Here is a 15,721-nt window from a genome sequence, read left to right as displayed (position 1 = left end):
CCCGGGAATGCGGGCCCATGGGCCCGCTGAGCTGAAGGAGGGCCTATGACGCCGTCTCACAATCGATGCCAGGCGCGTGCCGCGCACTGGCGTGGCTGGCTGGCCGCCGGCGCGCTGGCGCTGAGTGCGGTGGCCGGCAGCGCCGCGGCGCAGGCGCCCGCGCCCGCTCCGGGGCCATCGACCGGTCCGGCCGCGGCATCGGCCAAGGCCGACGCCAACAACCCGGCCACGCATCCGGCGCAGCCGCTCGCCGGCATCGCGTCGGAGAACATCTTCAACGTGCCGCGCCGCGACATCGCCGCCGAGGCGCAGTCGCAGAAGCAGCGCACCGTCACGCAACCCGGCAATAACGCGCCGGTCTGGCGCGAGGTCAATTCCGACCAGCGCCACTACAGCAGCCTGCCCGACAAGGAAGCCGGGGTGCTGATCCAGCGCACCGGCCAGCAGTGGCGGCTGCTCCGCAACGGCGTGATTACGGTCTGGGGTGGCTGGCTGCTGGTGATCGTGCCGGCGGTGATCCTCGGCTTCTTCCTGTGGCGCGGCACCATCCCGCTGCGTACGCCGCGCACCGGCCGCATGATCGAGCGCTTCACGCCGCTCGAGCGCATCGTGCACTGGACCATGGCGATTTCGTTCGTGGTGCTGGCGGTGTCGGGCATCGTGATGCTGTTCGGCAAGCATTTCCTGCTGCCGCTGATGGGGCACATGCTGTTCGGCTGGCTGACGTACATCCTGAAGAACCTGCATAACGTGGTGGGGCCGATCTTCACGCTGTCGGTGATCGTGGCCTTCGTCGTGTTCTTGCGCGACAACCTGCCCAGCCGCGACGACGTGCGCTGGGTCACCAGCCTTGGCGGGCTGGCGTCGGGCCGGCATGTGCCGAGCGGGCGCTTCAATGCGGGCGAGAAGCTGTGGTTCTGGGTCGGCGTGTTCGTGTTCGGGCTGGTGCTGTCGGCTTCCGGCTGGGTGCTGGACATGATCGTCCCGGGCATGGACTACTACCGCGCCACCATGCAGATTGCCAACGTGATCCACAGCATCTCGGCGGTGCTGATGACCGCGATGGCGTGCGGCCATATCTACATGGGCACCATCGGCATGGAAGGCGCCTACCGCGCCATGCGCGACGGCTGGGTGGACGAGGCCTGGGCCAGGGAGCACCACGAGCTCTGGTACGAGGACATCAAGTCCGGCAAGATCCCGGCGCAGCGTTCGACCGGGCCGGAGGCGCCCGCGGCGCGGCCCACGCGGCCGGGCGAAGCCTGATGCCGCGCTGATGCCAACGCATTGCTACCCATATAAGCGAAATAATCCGGGAACAATCGACATGACACGGACCCTGACGCTGATCGCCCTGGCCACCTTCGCTACCTTCGCCACCGGTGCGCTGGCCAAGCTGCCGCCGCCCACCGAAGCCCAGCAGGCCAAGACGGCGGAGACCAAGGCGCGCGCCGCGTGGTCCGACAAGGTCGCCTCCTACCAGCTCTGCCGCGCCCAGGACAAGACCGCGTCGCACTACTACGCCGACCGCAAGGCCCAGGGCAAGGACGCCCGCACGCCGGCGCAGACCGCTGCCTGCGCCGATCCGGGGCCGTTTGTTCCTCCTGCCGCGGCTGCCCCGGCGCCGGCCGTAGCCAGCACCGCGGGCACCGCCAGCCCCGCCGCGCCGGGCGCGGTACAATCGCCAGCAAAGGCGCCGTAACCGCAGCCCCGATGCACGCCTGGACGGCGCGGGGCCCACTCCAGCAGCCCCGAGCCCTCTCGTCATGACCTTGCGTCCCGAACTCACCCAGGCAGCCGTTCCCCTGATCGAAGAGGTTGAAGTCGTCGACGAGCAGGGGCGCGTGCGCGCGGCCTTCCTGCCGGGCGAGCGGCCGCTGACGGTCTACCTCGACAAGCGCGAACTGGTCACGCTGATGACGCTGGGCGGCGCGCCCGAGCACCTGGTGCTGGGCTACCTGCGCAACCAGCGGCTGGTGGAATCGATCGAGGACATCGCCGCGGTGCAGGTCGACTGGGAAACCGAGTCGGCCGCCGTGACCACGCGCACCGGCGTGGACCGCATCGAGGAACGCACCGCACGCCGCGTGGTGACCACCGGCTGCGGGCAGGGCACGGTATTTGGCTCGCTGCTGGACGAGGTCGACAACATCCGCCTGCCGGTCGATACGATCCTTGACCAGGACACGCTGTACGGCATCATCGACACCATCCGGCTGCAGCAGTCGGTCTACAAGCAGGCCGGCTCGGTCCACGGCTGCGCGCTGTTCAAGGGCACCGAACTGCTGATGTTCGTCGAGGACGTGGGCCGCCACAACGCGGTCGACGCCATTGCCGGGCGCATGTGGCTGGAGAACATGCGCGGCGACGACAAGATCTTCTACACCACCGGCCGCCTGACCTCAGAGATGGTGATCAAGGGCGCGCAGATGGGCATCCCGTTCCTGCTGTCGCGTTCCGGCGTGACGCAGATGGGCTACCAGATGGCCACGCGCGTCAACCTGACGCTGTTCGCGCGCTGCACCGGCAAGCACTTTTTGCTCTATACCGGGCGCGAGCGCTTCCGCCACCGGCTGCCGGAAGACGCAGTGGCCTGAGCGCCACTTAGGCGGTTGGGGGCGGACAGCGGTCGACGGGCCGATTGGTTGTACAATGCGGCGCACTCCGAGCCCGTGTGTCTACCTCCCAACCCTTATGAGCATCAAATCCGACAAGTGGATCCGCCGCATGGCGGAGCAGCACGGCATGATCGAGCCGTTCGAGCCAGGCCAGGTCCGGGAGGCGGACGGGCGCAAGATCGTGTCATACGGCACCTCGAGCTACGGCTACGACATCCGCTGCGCCGACGAATTCAAGATCTTCACGAACATCAACAGCACCATCGTCGATCCGAAGAACTTCGACGAGAAGTCGTTCGTGGACTTCAAGGGCGACGTCTGCATCATCCCGCCGAACTCGTTCGCGCTGGCGCGCACGATGGAATATTTCCGCATCCCGCGCACGGTGCTGACCATCTGCCTGGGCAAGAGCACGTATGCCCGCTGCGGCATCATCGTCAACGTGACGCCGTTCGAGCCGGAATGGGAAGGCTATGTGACGCTGGAGTTTTCCAACACCACGCCGCTGCCCGCCAAGATCTATGCCGGCGAGGGTTGCGCCCAGGTGCTGTTCTTCGAGAGCGACGAAGTCTGCGAGACCTCGTACGCCGACCGGGGCGGCAAATACCAGGGCCAGCACGGTGTCACACTGCCGAAGACCTGACGCATTACAATGCCGGCGTTTGCCGGAAGGCTGGCCACCAGGATGGCCGCCACACCTGACGTGAGAGCCACATGTCGCCGCTGCGGGGAACCTCCCGCCGGCCATGTGGCTCAAGTCCTTTAAGTCCCCGTTTCCTCCGTGAAGGATGCCCGATGAAATTCCGTTTCCCCGTCATCATCATTGATGAAGACTTTCGCTCCGAGAACATCTCCGGCTCGGGCATCCGCGCGCTGGCTGAAGCGATCGAGAAAGAGGGCATGGAGGTCATGGGCCTGACCAGCTACGGCGACCTGACGTCGTTCGCGCAGCAGTCCAGCCGCGCCTCGACCTTTATCGTGTCGATCGACGACGACGAGTTCACCCGCGACAGCGAGGAGCTTGAGGCCGCCGCGATCGAAAAGCTGCGCGCCTTCGTCTCCGAAGTGCGCCGCCGCAACTCGGACCTGCCGATCTTCCTGTACGGCGAGACCCGCACCTCGCGCCATATCCCCAACGATATCCTGCGCGAGCTGCACGGCTTCATCCATATGTTCGAGGACACGCCGGAATTCGTCGCGCGCCACATCATCCGCGAAGCCAAGGTCTACCTCGACACGCTGGCGCCGCCGTTTTTCAAGGCGCTGATCGACTACGCGCAGGACAGCTCGTACTCGTGGCACTGCCCGGGGCACTCGGGCGGGGTGGCATTCCTGAAGAGCCCGGTGGGGCAGGTGTTCCACCAGTTCTTCGGCGAGAACATGCTGCGCGCCGACGTCTGCAACGCGGTGGATGAACTGGGCCAGCTGCTGGACCATACCGGCCCGGTGGCGGCGTCCGAGCGCAATGCCGCGCGGATCTTCAATTCCGACCACATGTTCTTCGTCACCAACGGCACCTCGACGTCGAACAAGATGGTGTGGCACGCCAACGTGGCGCCGGGCGATATCGTGGTGGTGGACCGCAACTGCCACAAGTCGATCCTGCACGCGATCATGATGACGGGCGCGATTCCCGTGTTCCTGATGCCCACCCGCAACCACTACGGCATCATCGGCCCGATCCCGAAGAGCGAGTTCGATCCCGAAACGATCAAGCGCAAGATCGCCGCGCACCCGTTCGCCAGCAAGGCCAAGAACCAGAAGCCGCGCATCCTGACCATCACGCAGGGCACCTACGACGGCGTGCTGTACAACGCCGAGCAGATCAAGGAGATGCTGGCGGCCGAGATCGACACGCTGCATTTCGACGAAGCCTGGCTGCCGCACGCGGCGTTCCACGACTTCTATCGCAACATGCACGCGATCGGCAAGGATCGCCCGCGCAGCAAGGACGCGCTGGTGTTCGCCACCCAGTCCACGCACAAGCTGCTGGCCGGCCTGTCGCAGGCCTCGCAGATCCTCGTGCAGGACTCCGAGACGCGCAAGCTGGACCGCTACCGCTTCAACGAGGCGTACCTGATGCACACCTCGACCAGCCCGCAGTACTCGATCATCGCCTCGTGCGATGTGGCCGCGGCGATGATGGAAGCGCCGGGCGGTACCGCGCTGGTGGAAGAGAGCATCCAGGAGGCGATGGACTTCCGCCGCGCCATGCGCAAGGTCGAGGGCGACTACGACGACGGCAAGAACGGCGACTGGTGGTTCAAGGTGTGGGGCCCGGAAGCGCTGATCGAAGACGGCATCGGCGACCGCGAAGAGTGGATGCTCAAGGCCAACGAGCGCTGGCACGGCTTCGGCGACCTGGCCGACGGCTTCAACCTGCTCGACCCGATCAAGGCCACCATCATCACCCCGGGCCTGGACGTCGACGGCGAGTTCAGCGAGCGCGGCATCCCGGCGGCCATTGTCACCAAGTACCTGGCCGAGCACGGCATCATCATCGAGAAGACCGGGCTGTATTCGTTCTTCATCATGTTCACCATCGGCATTACCAAGGGCCGCTGGAACTCGCTGGTGACCGAGCTGCAGCAGTTCAAGGACGACTACGACCAGAACCAGCCCCTGTGGCGCGTGCTGCCGGAATTCGTCGCCAAGTATCCGCAGTACGAGCGCATGGGCCTGCGTGACCTGTGCGATGCGATCCACAGCGTGTACAAGGCCAACGACGTGGCGCGCGTGACCACCGAGATGTACCTGTCGGACATGGAACCGGCGATGAAGCCGTCGGACGCCTGGGCGATGATGGCCCACCGCGAGATCGAGCGCGTGCCGGTGGACGAACTGGAAGGCCGCGTCACCGCCATCCTGCTGACGCCGTACCCGCCGGGCATCCCGCTGCTGATCCCGGGCGAGCGCTTCAACCGCACCATCGTGCAGTACCTGAAATTTGCGCGCGAGTTCAACAAGCTGTTCCCCGGGTTTGAGACCGATATCCACGGGCTGGTGGAGGATGAGGTCGACGGGAAGAAGGCGTACTTTGTGGATTGTGTGAAGCAAGGCGGGTGAGAGGGTTGCTCCCCTCTCCCGCAAGCGGGAGAGGGGGTACACAACCGGTCATTGAACTCCCGCCAGCGCTGTACGAATCAACGAAACGGATTCACCAACCCCACCCCCGTCCCGCTGAAGTCATCCACATTGCGCGTGACGATAGTCAGGTCGTGAACCAGCGCCGTCGCCGCAATGAACTTGTCCAGTGCATGTTCCGGCCGCGGCACCCTTAGCTGCCCCCAGACCTGCGCCACTTCCGCATCGACCGGCAGCACATACCGGCCGAAGTCCTCCAGCACTTCCGCCAGCCACCGCTCCAGCGTCTCGGACTGCGCCATATCGCCGCGATGCCGGATCAGCGCAATGCCGCGCCGCAGCTCACCCACGGTCAGCGCGGACAGGTAGAGCGCAGCGCCTTCGCGCGCGGCCTGCCGGAAGAACGCGCGCACGCCGGCGTTGGCGCGCTCGCGCTTGCGCGCTTCGCTGATGACGTTCGTGTCAATCAAATACACGCCGCGCCTCGCCTGCTTCCTGGACGCGCTCGAAGTCGGCGTCCTGTCCGACGTCCGGGATGCTGGCCAGCACCTCGGCCAGGCTGCGCCGGTGCGTGCCGCCCAGCGCCTGCGCCAGGATGGCGCGGTGCTCGGCTTCGGCGCTGCGGCCATTGGCGGCGGCCTGCTCACGAAGCCTCTGGACCAGGGATTCTTCGATGCCACGAACGAGTAGTGTTGCCATCTTGTGCTCCTCACCATCGGATGGAGACATGATAGCATTGATATCATTACGGCGGTCAAGCAAAGGCTGCAGGGCGGTATGCGGCCCGGCTGGTTCCGGTAACGGCAAGGGCGTGATGGCAAGCATGGCGATCTCCTTGGGAGCGGATGAACGGAGAGCCCAGTCTGCGCCGCGCCCGGTTGCCGGTCGATAAGCCGATTCGCAATTCCGGGCACGGTGGCGCGGCCGCTTCAGCGCGACGCCAGCACTTCGTCCAGCGTCACATGCCCCTGGAAACCGCCGCTGCTTTCGGCGGGCCGCTGCTGCTCGATGGCATGCGCGAAGCGCACCGCGGGATCCGCTTCAAGCTGTTCATAGAGGCGCTGCAGGTTGGGGTAGTCCTCGCGCTGCAGCACCGCGTGGTACCTGGTCCAACGGGCGATGCCGATGAAATACGCGTCGGCCAGCGTGCGCCGCTCGCCCAGCAGCCACGGCCTGTTGCCCAGCATGGCCTCCAGCTCGGCATGCACGTTGCGGACCTCGGCCGCCCCGTAGCGGGTCAGCGCGGCATGCTCGTCGCCCTGGGCGCCGTGCTCCAGCGCGTACCAGAGCGGAGCAAAGGCGCCGAAGAAACTGGTGTTCAGGTAGGCCAGCATCTGGTTGAGCCGGTCGAAATCGCGCGTGCCCTGGGCGAAGCCCAGCCCCGCGCCGATGCCGCGCGCGCCGAGGTGGTTCAGGATCGCCAGGCTTTCGCTGATGAACCGGCCGTCGGCGTCCATCAGCGTAGGCGTTTCGCCGATCGGGTTGATGCGGCGATAGGCGTCGCTGGTCACGACTTCGGGCATCTCGATGCGGCACAGGCGATACGGCTCGCCCAGCCATTCGAGCGCGACGATGGAGCCGAACGAGCAGCCGGAGGGCACGCCATAGAAGAGGGTGGAATGCATCAGTAGATCTCCTTGCAGGGTTGCGGGCCCGCGAAGCCGGGCACGGGAGAACTGTAGATCCGTGGACTTTACGCGAGTAGTGGGCAAAAATCCGACCTATCGTCCACAAATGCAGACTTTGCCGCCGATGCTGAACCTGAACGACCTGCGCTTCTTCGTCATGGCCGTGACCCATGGCGGCTTTGCCGCCGCCGGGCGCGCGCTGGGCGTGCCCAAGTCCACCGTCAGCAAGCGCGTGGCCGAGCTGGAGCAGGCGCTGCAGGCGCGGCTGCTGTACCGCAGTTCGCGCAGCTTTACGCTGACCGACGCAGGCCGCGACTTCTACGAGCACGCACGCGCGTCGCTGATCGAGGCCGAGGCGGCGCAGGAGGCGGTACAGCGGCGCGTGGCGGAGCCCAGCGGCACGGTGCGGATCACGGCGTCGGTGCCGACCGCGCAGCAGTACCTGGCCGTGCACCTGCCGGCGCTGGCGCGCGCCTACCCGCGCCTGCACGTGCAACTGGAGGTGTCCGACCGGATGGTCGACCTGGTGCAGGAGGGCTTCGATATCGCCGTTCGCAGCCATTTCGCTCCGCTGCCGGACTCCGGCCTGGTACAGCGTCCGTTGGCCGTGGAAGCCATCGTGCTGGTGGCGGCGCCCTCCTACCTGGCTGCGCGCGGCGTGCCGGCAGCGCCGGGGCACCTCACCGGCCACGATGGCCTGCTGACTGGCGTGGCCGCCGGCACATGGCGCCTGAGCGGGCCAGATGGCGCCCGGATGGAAGTCGCGCCAGTCCCCCGCATGACCGTCAATGAATCCGTCGTGCTGCTGGGCGCCGCCATGGCCGGGCTCGGCATCGTGCCGTTGCCGCAAGAGCTGTGCCGCGCGGCAGTGGCCTCTGGCCAGTTGGTGCGGGTGCTCCCGGACTGGACCGCGGGCAGCGTGACCACCACGCTGCTGATGCCCGCCCGGCGCGGCCAGTTGCCCGGCGTGCGCGCGACGGTGGATTTCCTGGTGAACTGCCTGCAGCCGGCGGAGCCAGCCGGATCCGCCGGTCAATAAAAAAGCCCCGCATCGCTGCGGGGCTTCATGGCCGTGCGGGAGTCGGTCGTGCCGCTCAGTTCTTTTTCTCGAATTCGAACTGCGGCGCGGCCGGCTCGGTCGGCTCCGCAGCGCCCGGCAGTTCCAGCGTACCGGGCACGGAGGCCGCACCGCCAGGCACCGGCCCCGGCCGTGTGGGTGGCTTTTCCTGCTCGCCGCCAAGCGGGATGCTGACCTCGGCGGCACCGCTATGGCGCAGCGTGCCCTTGTCCAGCAGCCCGGTGACCATGCCCGGCAGGAACATCACCATGACCACCATCACCATCTGCAGGCCCACCCAGGGCAGGGCGCCCCAGTAGATGTCCGAGCTCTTCACTTCCTTGGGGGCGATGCCGCGCAGGTAGAACAGCGCAAAGCCGAACGGCGGATGCATGAACGAAGTCTGCATGTTCACGCACAGCATCACGCCGAACCACACCAGTGCGGCCGTGGCGGCGGCCTCCGGGTTGCCGCCCATGGAGTCGGCCACCACCGGCGCCAGCACCTTGACCGCCACCGGCGCCAGCATCGGCACCACGATGAAGGCGATCTCGAAGAAGTCGAGGAAGAAGGCCAGGAAGAAGATGAACAGGTTCACCACGATCAGGAAGCCGATCCAGCCGCCCGGCAGCGAGGTGAACAGGTGCTCGACCCACGCCCCGCCGTCCACGCCCTGGAACACCACCGAGAAGCAGGTGGAACCGATCAGGATGAACACCACCATGGCCGTGAGGCGTGCGGTGGACTGGTAGGCCTCAACGATCAGCAGGCGCAGGTCCGTCAGCTGGCCGGCGCGCAGCAGCAGCCACAGGATGACCACGTACATGACCGCCAGCGGGATGCGGAAGACATGCGAGCCGAAGGCAAAGATACCGATGCCAGCCGCCACCAGCGCGGCGGCGATGCCGATGCGGTAGATGCTGCGGTCGATCTTGTTGAAGCCCTTGTCGCGGATCACTGCCAGCACGAGCGCGCCCACCGCGCCCATCGCGCCCGACTCGGTCGGCGTGGCGATGCCCAGCATGATGGTGCCCAGCACCAGGAAGATCAGCACCGCGCACGGGATGATGCCGCGCAGGCACTTGCGCCACAGCGCCCAGCCTCGCAGCGTGCGCGCCTCGGGCGGCACCGGCGGCAGCCAGTCGGGCTTGAAGCGGGCCAGCATGAAGGTATAGAGCGCGAACAACGCGATCTGCACCGCCGAAGGGCCCCAGGCGCCGAGGTACATGCTGCCCACGTCGGCGCTGCCCATCGGGGTCTTGAGCTGGTCGGCCAGCACCACCAGCACCAGCGACGGCGGCACCAGCTGCGTGATGGTGCCCGACGCGGCCAGCACGCCGGTGGCGTACTTCATGTTGTAGCGGTAGCGGATCATCACCGGCAGCGAGATCATCGCCATGGCAATGACCTGCGCCGCCACCGTGCCGGTAATCGCGCCGAGAATGAAGCCGACGATAATCACCGAATAGCCAAGACCGCCGCGCACGGGCCCGAAGAGCTGGCCCATGGAGTCCAGCATGTCTTCCGCCAGCCCGCATTTCTCCAGGATGGCGCCCATGAAGGTGAAGAAGGGGATGGCCAGCAGCAGCTCATTGGCCAGCACACTGCCGAATATGCGGCTCGGCACGGCCTGCAGGAAGCTGATGGGGAAATAGCCCCATTCAATGGCCAGGAAACCGAAGGCGAGGCCGACGGCGGATAGCGAAAATGCGACCGGGAACCCGATCAGCATGAATACCACCAGGCCGCCGAACATCAGCGGCGGCATATATTCCAACGGGATCATTGCACCGGCCTCTCGTATTTCGATTCGATACGCACCAGGCCTTGCAGGGCGGCGATGCGCTTGATCAGTTCGGACACGCCCTGCAAGGTGAGCAAGGCGAAGCCGAGGGGCACCACCAGCTTGATCGGGTAACGCGGCAGGCCGCCGGAATTACCGGATTGCTCGAGGATGCGCCACGAGGGCAGGAACAGGGAATCCCACGACAGCCAGGTGAACAGGATGGTCGAGGGCAGCAGGAAGACAAGGATGCCGAAGATGTCGATCCAGTTCTGCGCGCGTTCGGACACGTGGCCATAGATCAGGTCTACGCGGACATGCTCGTTGCGCTGGAAGGTGTAGGAGGTGCCAAACATCACGGCAATGGCAAACATATACCACTGCAGTTCAAGCGGCCAGTTATCGCTCAAGTTGAAGCCGTAACGCAGGAGGGCGTTGCCTGCGCTGATCAGGCACGAGAGCAGGATCATGATGTTTGCAAGCCTGCCTGTGTACTGATTCAACCTGTCGATCTGTCGTGACAGACCAAGCAAGTAATACATGGGTTGTCTCCCCGGTTTTTGCGGCGCTTAGTTTATCTGTAACAAATTGACGCGGCGCTAGGGGCTACTACCTACCGGCGGGAATGACATTGCGCCAGGCTGCGCTTTGCACCGAAAAAAAGCCACCGGGCTCGCGCCGCGGTGGCTTTTTCTTGCGCAAAACTTACGCGAAGCTTACAACCGGTCCGGCATTACAGCGCCGCGCGCGCGGCCGCGATGGCGGCGCGCACCTGATCCGGCGCGGTGCCGCCGATATGGTTGCGCGCGGCGACCGAGCCTTCCAGCGTCAGCACCGTGTGCACATCGTCGCCGATCAGCGCGGCCTTGTCACCCAGGCCCGAGACCTCGCGCAGCTCGGCCACGGTCAGGTCGGCCAGGTCGCACTGGCGGCTGTCGCAGGCGCGCACCGCGTGGGCTACGGCTTCGTGGGCATCGCGGAAGGGCAGGCCCTTCTTGACCAGGTAGTCGGCCAGGTCGGTGGCGGTGGCGTAGCCCTGCAGCGCGGCGGCGCGCATCGCTTCGGGCTTGACGGTGATGCCCGGCACCATGTCGGCAAAGATGCGCAGCGTGTCGACCACGGTATCGACCGTATCGAACAGCGGCTCCTTGTCTTCCTGGTTGTCCTTGTTGTACGCCAGCGGCTGGCCCTTCATCAGCGTCAGCAGGCCGATCAGATGGCCATTGACCCGCCCCGTCTTGCCGCGCGCCAGCTCGGGTACGTCGGGGTTCTTCTTCTGCGGCATGATCGAGCTGCCGGTGCAGAAGCGGTCGGCGATATCGATAAAGCCGACGCGCGGGCTCATCCACAGCACCAGTTCTTCCGAGAAGCGCGACACGTGCGTCATTACCAGCGCCGCGGCGGCGCAGAATTCGATGGCGAAGTCGCGGTCCGACACGGCATCGAGCGAATTGCGGCACACGCCGTCGAAGCCCAGCTGTTGTGCGACAAATTCACGGTCGATCGGGTAGCTGGTGCCGGCCAGCGCGGCGGCGCCGAGCGGCAGGCGGTTGACGCGCTTGCGGCAGTCAGCCATGCGCTCGGCATCGCGCGTGAACATTTCCACGTAGGCGAGCAGGTGGTGGCCGAAGGTGACCGGCTGCGCCACCTGCAGGTGGGTGAAGCCCGGCAGGATGGTGTCGGCGTTCTGGTCGGCCAGGTCCAGCAGCGACACGCGCAGCGCGCCCAGCAGCGCGATGATGTTGTCGATCTCGCTGCGCAGCCACAGGCGGATGTCGGTGGCGACCTGGTCATTGCGCGAGCGGCCGGTGTGCAGGCGCTTGCCGGCATCGCCCACCAGCGCGGTCAGGCGCGCCTCGATATTCAGGTGGACGTCTTCCAGGTCCAGCTTCCATTCAAAGCCGCCGGCCTCGATTTCGCCGCGGATCTGCGTCATGCCGCGCTCGATCTCGGCGCGGTCGGCCTCGGCGATGATGCCTTGCTTTGCCAGCATGGCCGCATGGGCCAGCGAGCCCTGGATGTCGAACAGGGCCAGGCGCTTGTCGAAGAACACCGAGGCGGTGTAGCGCTTCACCAGGTCGGACATCGGTTCGGAGAAGCGGGCGGACCAGGCTTCGCCTTTCTTGGCAAGTTGGGAGGTGGACATGGACGTCGGCTGCAGTGGCTCGCGCGGCGGGCGGCCGGCGCGGGCGGGGCCGCGGCGGCTGGCACGAGAAAATTTGGGAAACGGGGATTATATCGCCGCCGGGAGGCTGGGCGGCGGTGGGCGGGTGCGAGGTGGCCCGGACGCCGCACGATCAGGCTGCGCGGGCCGGCAAACCGGCGACGGCCGAAGCCAACGCCGCCCGGATCAGGCTCCCCTCTCCCGCGCGCGGGAGAGGGAGAACACCTTGCTTAGGCTAGTTCGTGCGGCTTTGGAGCACCCAAAACCGCTCTCCTTTTCCCACACCTCAACCCGTATTGCGCAACCCCGCCGCCACCCCATTGATCGTCAGATGAATCCCCCGACGGACCCGGATGTCATCCCCGTCCTTGCCCGCCCGGTAGCGCTTCAGCAGTTCCACCTGCAAGTGGTTCAGCGGATCGAGATAAGCAAACCGGTTCTTGATCGAGCGCGCCAGCAGCGGGTTATCCGCCAGCCGTTCCTGGTGCCCGGTGATCAGCGCCAGCATCTCCGAAGTCAGGTGCCATTCCTTGCTGATGCGGTTGAACACATTGCGGCGCAGGGTCGCGTCATCGCACAACTGCGCGTAGCGCGACGCCACCGCCAGGTCGGTCTTGGCCAGCACCATGTCCATATTGGACAGCAGCGTCGAGAAGAACGGCCAGGTCTTGACCATGCGGCGCAGCGTGGTGATGGCCGTCTTGCGCGCCTTGTCGTCCGGGGCGGTGTCCAGCAGCGCCTTGACCGCGCTGCCAAAGCCATACCAGCCCGGCAGCAACAGCCGGCACTGGCCCCACGAGAAGCCCCACGGGATCGCGCGCAGGTCTTCGATGCGGCGATTCTTCTTGTCCATCAGCTTGCGCGAGGCCGGGCGCGAACCCAGGTTCAGGTCGGCGATCTCGGTGATCGGCGTGGTGGCGAAGAAGTAGTCCTTGAAGCCCGGCGTCTCGTAGACCAGATCGCGGTAGGCGGTGAAGGCGCGGTCCGAAAGCTGCTGCATCACTGCCTCGAACATGTCCAGATCCTTGGGCGCGTTCTGCTGCGGCAGCAGCGATGCCTCCAGCGTGGCGGCGATCACCGTTTCCAGGTTGCGCCGGCCGATCTCGGCGTTGGCGAACTTGCTGTTGATGATCTCGCCCTGCTCGGTCAGGCGGATCTGGCCGTTCACCGTGCCCGGCGGCTGCGACAGGATGGCATCGTAGGTCGGGCCGCCGCCGCGGCCGACGGTGCCGCCGCGGCCGTGGAACAGGCGCAGCTTGACCTTGCGCTGCTCGAAGAGCTGCACCAGCGCCAGCTCGGCCTTGTACAGCTCCCAGTTCGAGGTCAGGAAGCCGCCGTCCTTGTTCGAGTCCGAGTAGCCGAGCATCACTTCCTGCTCGACACCATGGTGCGCGATCACCGAATCGAAGCCCGGCAGGTCCAGCAGCGACTGCATGATGCCGGCGGCGTTGCGCAAGTCTTCGATGGTCTCGAACAGCGGGATCACCATCAGCTCCATGCGCGCCGGGTCGCTCTTGCTGCCCAGCGTGCCCTTGAGCATGCCGGATTCCTTCTGCAGCAGCATCACTTCGACCAGGTCGGACAGCGTCTCGGTGTGCGAGATGATGTAGTTGCGCGCGACGCGCTTGCCGTAGCGGGCGCGCAGTTCGCGCGCGGCGGCGAAGATCGCCAGTTCCTTGCGCGTCTGCTCCGAATACTCGTGCCACGGCAGCGTCAGCAGGCGCGGCTGGCGCAGCTCGGCCAGCAGCAGTTCCAGCTTGCGCTGCTCGGGCAACGCGGCGTAGTCGGGGGCGATGCCGGCGGCGGCGAACAGCTCGGCGATCACCGCCTCATGCACGTCCGACACCTGGCGCATATCGACCGAGGCCAGGTGGAAGCCGAAGACGCCGATGGCGCGCACCAGCGCATCGATACGGGTGCTCGCCAGCGCCTCGCCGTGGTGGGCGCGCAGCGAATCGATCACCACCTGCATGTCGGCGCCGAAGGCTTCGGCGCTGTCATACGGCTCGGCCGGCGCCACCGGGCGGCGCGGCGCGGCGTGGCCGGTCAGCGCCTTGCAGGTCGCGGCCAGGCGCGCGTAGATGCCGATCAGCGCGCGGCGGTAGGGCTCGTCGGCGCGGTGCTCGGAATGGTCGGGCGAGCGTTCGGCCAGCGCCAGCAGCTCGGGGCTGGCATCGACCATCAGCGTCGACATCGACAGCTCGGCGCCCAGCGCATGCACTTCGTCCAGGTACCAGTCCAGGATCATCTGCGCCTGCTGGCTGGCCGCGTGCTCGAGCGTGTCGGCGGTGACGTTGGGATTGCCGTCGCGGTCGCCGCCGATCCATGAGCCCATCTGCAGGAACGGCGCCAGCGGCGCCGGTGCGCTGCCGGCCGGCGTGCCCTTGCGCTTGCGCGCGCCAGGGAACACCGCGGCAATGTCTTCTTCCAGCTCGCTCATCAGTTGCGGAATGCCGCGCAGGAAGGTGGTGCGGTAGTACGACAGCGCGTTGTCGATCTCGTCGGCCACGGTCAGGCGCGCGTCGCGCAGCATGCGGGTCTGCCACAGCGTGGTGACCTTGGCGCGCAGCTGCGCGGTGTTGCGCTCGCGCTCGCGCGCGGTCATCGGCAGGTCGCGCTCGGTCAGCAGGCGGGCAATCTCGCGCTCGGCGTCGAGAATGCTCTTGCGCTGGACTTCGGTCGGGTGCGCGGTCAGCACCGGCACGATCAGCGCCTCGTCCAGGAACTTGCGCAGCTGCTTGCCGGTGACGCCGGCGGAGTCGATCTTCTCCAGCGCGTGCTGCAGGCTGCCCGCCTGCGGCGGCGAGCCGGCCAGCGCGTGCACGCGGCGGCGGCGGTTGTGGTGCTGGTCTTCGGCGATATTGGCCAGGTGCGAGAAATAGCTGAACGCGCGCACCACCTGGTTGGTCTGGTCGCGCGACAGGCGCTTGAGCAGCCGGTCCAGTTCGGCGCCGGCGGCGCGGTCGTTCTCGCGGCGGAAGCGCACCGCGGTCTGGCGGATGGTCTCGACCACTTCAAACGCGGCGTCGCCTTCCTGCTCGCGCAGGCAGTCGCCCAGCAGGCGGCCAAGGAAGCGGATGTCCTCGCGCAGCGGCAGGTCCTTGTCGGAAGCGCGGCGCGCCGGGGCGGGGAGGGTGGTTCCGTTGCTCGACACGATGGAAAGCTTGGGCTTGGTAACGCGCTTGTTCCCGCGAGCAGGAGCGGTACGGGGTGCGGTACGGGGTGCGGTACGGGGCGATTTGGTGGTGGGTGCGCCGCTTGCGTCACTCGTGCCGGCGCCGGCGACTTGGGTTTGGTCTTTGGCGGCCGAACCGGTCCGCCGCCCGCTGGGGCGCGCAGCATGCTGCGTCATGCAATCTCCTCGTTCTGCTTATCTAATGGTACGGA

13 protein-coding genes are annotated in these 15,721 nt (G+C 66.6%); 6 read left to right on the top strand and 7 right to left on the bottom strand.

Annotated elements, in window-relative coordinates; translation table 11 throughout:
* Window positions 1-45: 45 nt before the first annotated feature.
* The 5 genes from AB1I47_RS01880 to AB1I47_RS01860 all read left to right on the top strand — a co-directional run bounded on the left by AB1I47_RS01880 (window position 46) and on the right by AB1I47_RS01860 (window position 5,684).
* Entirely contained in the window at window positions 46-1,266 is a 1,221-nt protein-coding gene (locus AB1I47_RS01880) for a formate dehydrogenase subunit gamma (protein WP_354682083.1), read from the top strand.
* Between the two features lie 61 nt (window positions 1,267-1,327).
* Entirely contained in the window at window positions 1,328-1,702 is a 375-nt protein-coding gene (locus AB1I47_RS01875; RefSeq protein WP_354682082.1) for a hypothetical protein, read from the top strand.
* Window positions 1,703-1,766: 64 nt separating this feature from the next.
* A complete protein-coding gene (locus AB1I47_RS01870; protein ID WP_354682081.1) occupies window positions 1,767-2,597 on the top strand; it encodes a formate dehydrogenase accessory sulfurtransferase FdhD in 831 nt (276 codons plus the stop codon).
* Window positions 2,598-2,694: 97 nt separating this feature from the next.
* Window positions 2,695-3,261, top strand: coding sequence for a dCTP deaminase (gene dcd, locus AB1I47_RS01865; RefSeq protein ID WP_354682080.1), 567 nt, complete (start codon window positions 2,695-2,697; stop codon window positions 3,259-3,261).
* Between the two features lie 152 nt (window positions 3,262-3,413).
* Window positions 3,414-5,684: an arginine/lysine/ornithine decarboxylase gene (locus tag AB1I47_RS01860; RefSeq protein WP_354682079.1), complete on the top strand. Its 2,271-nt coding sequence runs from the start codon at window positions 3,414-3,416 to the stop codon at window positions 5,682-5,684.
* Window positions 5,685-5,761: 77 nt separating this feature from the next.
* Here AB1I47_RS01860 and AB1I47_RS01855 read toward each other — a convergent pair whose 3' ends face one another.
* From AB1I47_RS01855 to AB1I47_RS01845, 3 genes are all read right to left on the bottom strand, one after another.
* Window positions 5,762-6,178 carry a type II toxin-antitoxin system VapC family toxin gene (locus AB1I47_RS01855; protein ID WP_354682078.1) on the bottom strand — a complete coding sequence of 139 codons (417 nt, stop codon included), beginning with the start codon at window positions 6,176-6,178 and terminating at the stop codon, window positions 5,762-5,764.
* The gene (locus AB1I47_RS01850) at window positions 6,165-6,401 is read right to left on the bottom strand and encodes a FitA-like ribbon-helix-helix domain-containing protein (RefSeq protein ID WP_354682205.1); all 237 of its coding nucleotides are present in this window, start codon (window positions 6,399-6,401) and stop codon (window positions 6,165-6,167) included. The genes AB1I47_RS01855 and AB1I47_RS01850 overlap by 14 nt, the downstream gene beginning before the upstream one ends.
* 230 nt (window positions 6,402-6,631) lie before the next feature.
* Window positions 6,632-7,327: a glutathione S-transferase family protein gene (locus AB1I47_RS01845; RefSeq protein WP_354682077.1), complete on the bottom strand. Its 696-nt coding sequence runs from the start codon at window positions 7,325-7,327 to the stop codon at window positions 6,632-6,634.
* Window positions 7,328-7,436: 109 nt separating this feature from the next.
* On the opposite strand from AB1I47_RS01845, the gene AB1I47_RS01840 reads away from it, so the two are divergent.
* Window positions 7,437-8,369: a LysR substrate-binding domain-containing protein gene (locus AB1I47_RS01840; RefSeq protein ID WP_354682076.1), complete on the top strand. Its 933-nt coding sequence runs from the start codon at window positions 7,437-7,439 to the stop codon at window positions 8,367-8,369.
* A 55-nt stretch (window positions 8,370-8,424) separates the two neighbouring features.
* Here the strand turns inward: AB1I47_RS01840 and AB1I47_RS01835 are convergent, their stop codons facing one another.
* The 4 genes from AB1I47_RS01835 to ppc all read right to left on the bottom strand — a co-directional run bounded on the left by AB1I47_RS01835 (window position 8,425) and on the right by ppc (window position 15,686).
* The gene (locus tag AB1I47_RS01835; protein ID WP_354682075.1) at window positions 8,425-10,173 is read right to left on the bottom strand and encodes a TRAP transporter large permease; all 1,749 of its coding nucleotides are present in this window, start codon (window positions 10,171-10,173) and stop codon (window positions 8,425-8,427) included.
* Window positions 10,170-10,712, bottom strand: coding sequence for a TRAP transporter small permease subunit (locus AB1I47_RS01830; RefSeq protein ID WP_354682074.1), 543 nt, complete (start codon window positions 10,710-10,712; stop codon window positions 10,170-10,172). The genes AB1I47_RS01835 and AB1I47_RS01830 overlap by 4 nt, the downstream gene beginning before the upstream one ends.
* 191 nt (window positions 10,713-10,903) lie before the next feature.
* The gene (argH, locus tag AB1I47_RS01825) at window positions 10,904-12,316 is read right to left on the bottom strand and encodes an argininosuccinate lyase (protein ID WP_354682073.1); all 1,413 of its coding nucleotides are present in this window, start codon (window positions 12,314-12,316) and stop codon (window positions 10,904-10,906) included.
* A gap of 304 nt (window positions 12,317-12,620) precedes the next feature.
* On the bottom strand, window positions 12,621-15,686 hold the full coding sequence (gene ppc / locus AB1I47_RS01820; protein WP_354682072.1) for a phosphoenolpyruvate carboxylase: 3,066 nt from the start codon (window positions 15,684-15,686) through the stop codon (window positions 12,621-12,623).
* Window positions 15,687-15,721 lie beyond the last annotated feature (35 nt).

Origin of the sequence: Cupriavidus necator (genome assembly GCF_040578825.1) — a bacterium.
In the GTDB taxonomy this organism is placed as follows: domain Bacteria; phylum Pseudomonadota; class Gammaproteobacteria; order Burkholderiales; family Burkholderiaceae; genus Cupriavidus; species Cupriavidus necator_E.
The sequence above is the reverse complement of the archived record's forward strand: the minus strand, read 5'-3'. Positions and strand labels throughout refer to the sequence as shown.

What these genes read in the sequence shown, in the direction of transcription:
- AB1I47_RS01880 (WP_354682083.1), top strand. Translation starts at nt 46, where the DNA reads ATGACGCCGTCTCACAATCGATGCCAGGCGCGTGCCGCGCACTGGCGT.
- AB1I47_RS01870 (WP_354682081.1), top strand. Translation starts at nt 1,767, where the DNA reads ATGACCTTGCGTCCCGAACTCACCCAGGCAGCCGTTCCCCTGATCGAA.
- AB1I47_RS01830 (WP_354682074.1), bottom strand. Translation starts at nt 10,712, where the DNA reads ATGTATTACTTGCTTGGTCTGTCACGACAGATCGACAGGTTGAATCAG.
- ppc (WP_354682072.1), bottom strand. Translation starts at nt 15,686, where the DNA reads ATGACGCAGCATGCTGCGCGCCCCAGCGGGCGGCGGACCGGTTCGGCC.
- argH (WP_354682073.1), bottom strand. Translation starts at nt 12,316, where the DNA reads ATGTCCACCTCCCAACTTGCCAAGAAAGGCGAAGCCTGGTCCGCCCGC.
- AB1I47_RS01875 (WP_354682082.1), top strand. Translation starts at nt 1,328, where the DNA reads ATGACACGGACCCTGACGCTGATCGCCCTGGCCACCTTCGCTACCTTC.
- AB1I47_RS01860 (WP_354682079.1), top strand. Translation starts at nt 3,414, where the DNA reads ATGAAATTCCGTTTCCCCGTCATCATCATTGATGAAGACTTTCGCTCC.
- dcd (WP_354682080.1), top strand. Translation starts at nt 2,695, where the DNA reads ATGAGCATCAAATCCGACAAGTGGATCCGCCGCATGGCGGAGCAGCAC.
- AB1I47_RS01845 (WP_354682077.1), bottom strand. Translation starts at nt 7,327, where the DNA reads ATGCATTCCACCCTCTTCTATGGCGTGCCCTCCGGCTGCTCGTTCGGC.
- AB1I47_RS01835 (WP_354682075.1), bottom strand. Translation starts at nt 10,173, where the DNA reads ATGATCCCGTTGGAATATATGCCGCCGCTGATGTTCGGCGGCCTGGTG.
- AB1I47_RS01840 (WP_354682076.1), top strand. Translation starts at nt 7,437, where the DNA reads ATGCAGACTTTGCCGCCGATGCTGAACCTGAACGACCTGCGCTTCTTC.
- AB1I47_RS01850 (WP_354682205.1), bottom strand. Translation starts at nt 6,401, where the DNA reads ATGGCAACACTACTCGTTCGTGGCATCGAAGAATCCCTGGTCCAGAGG.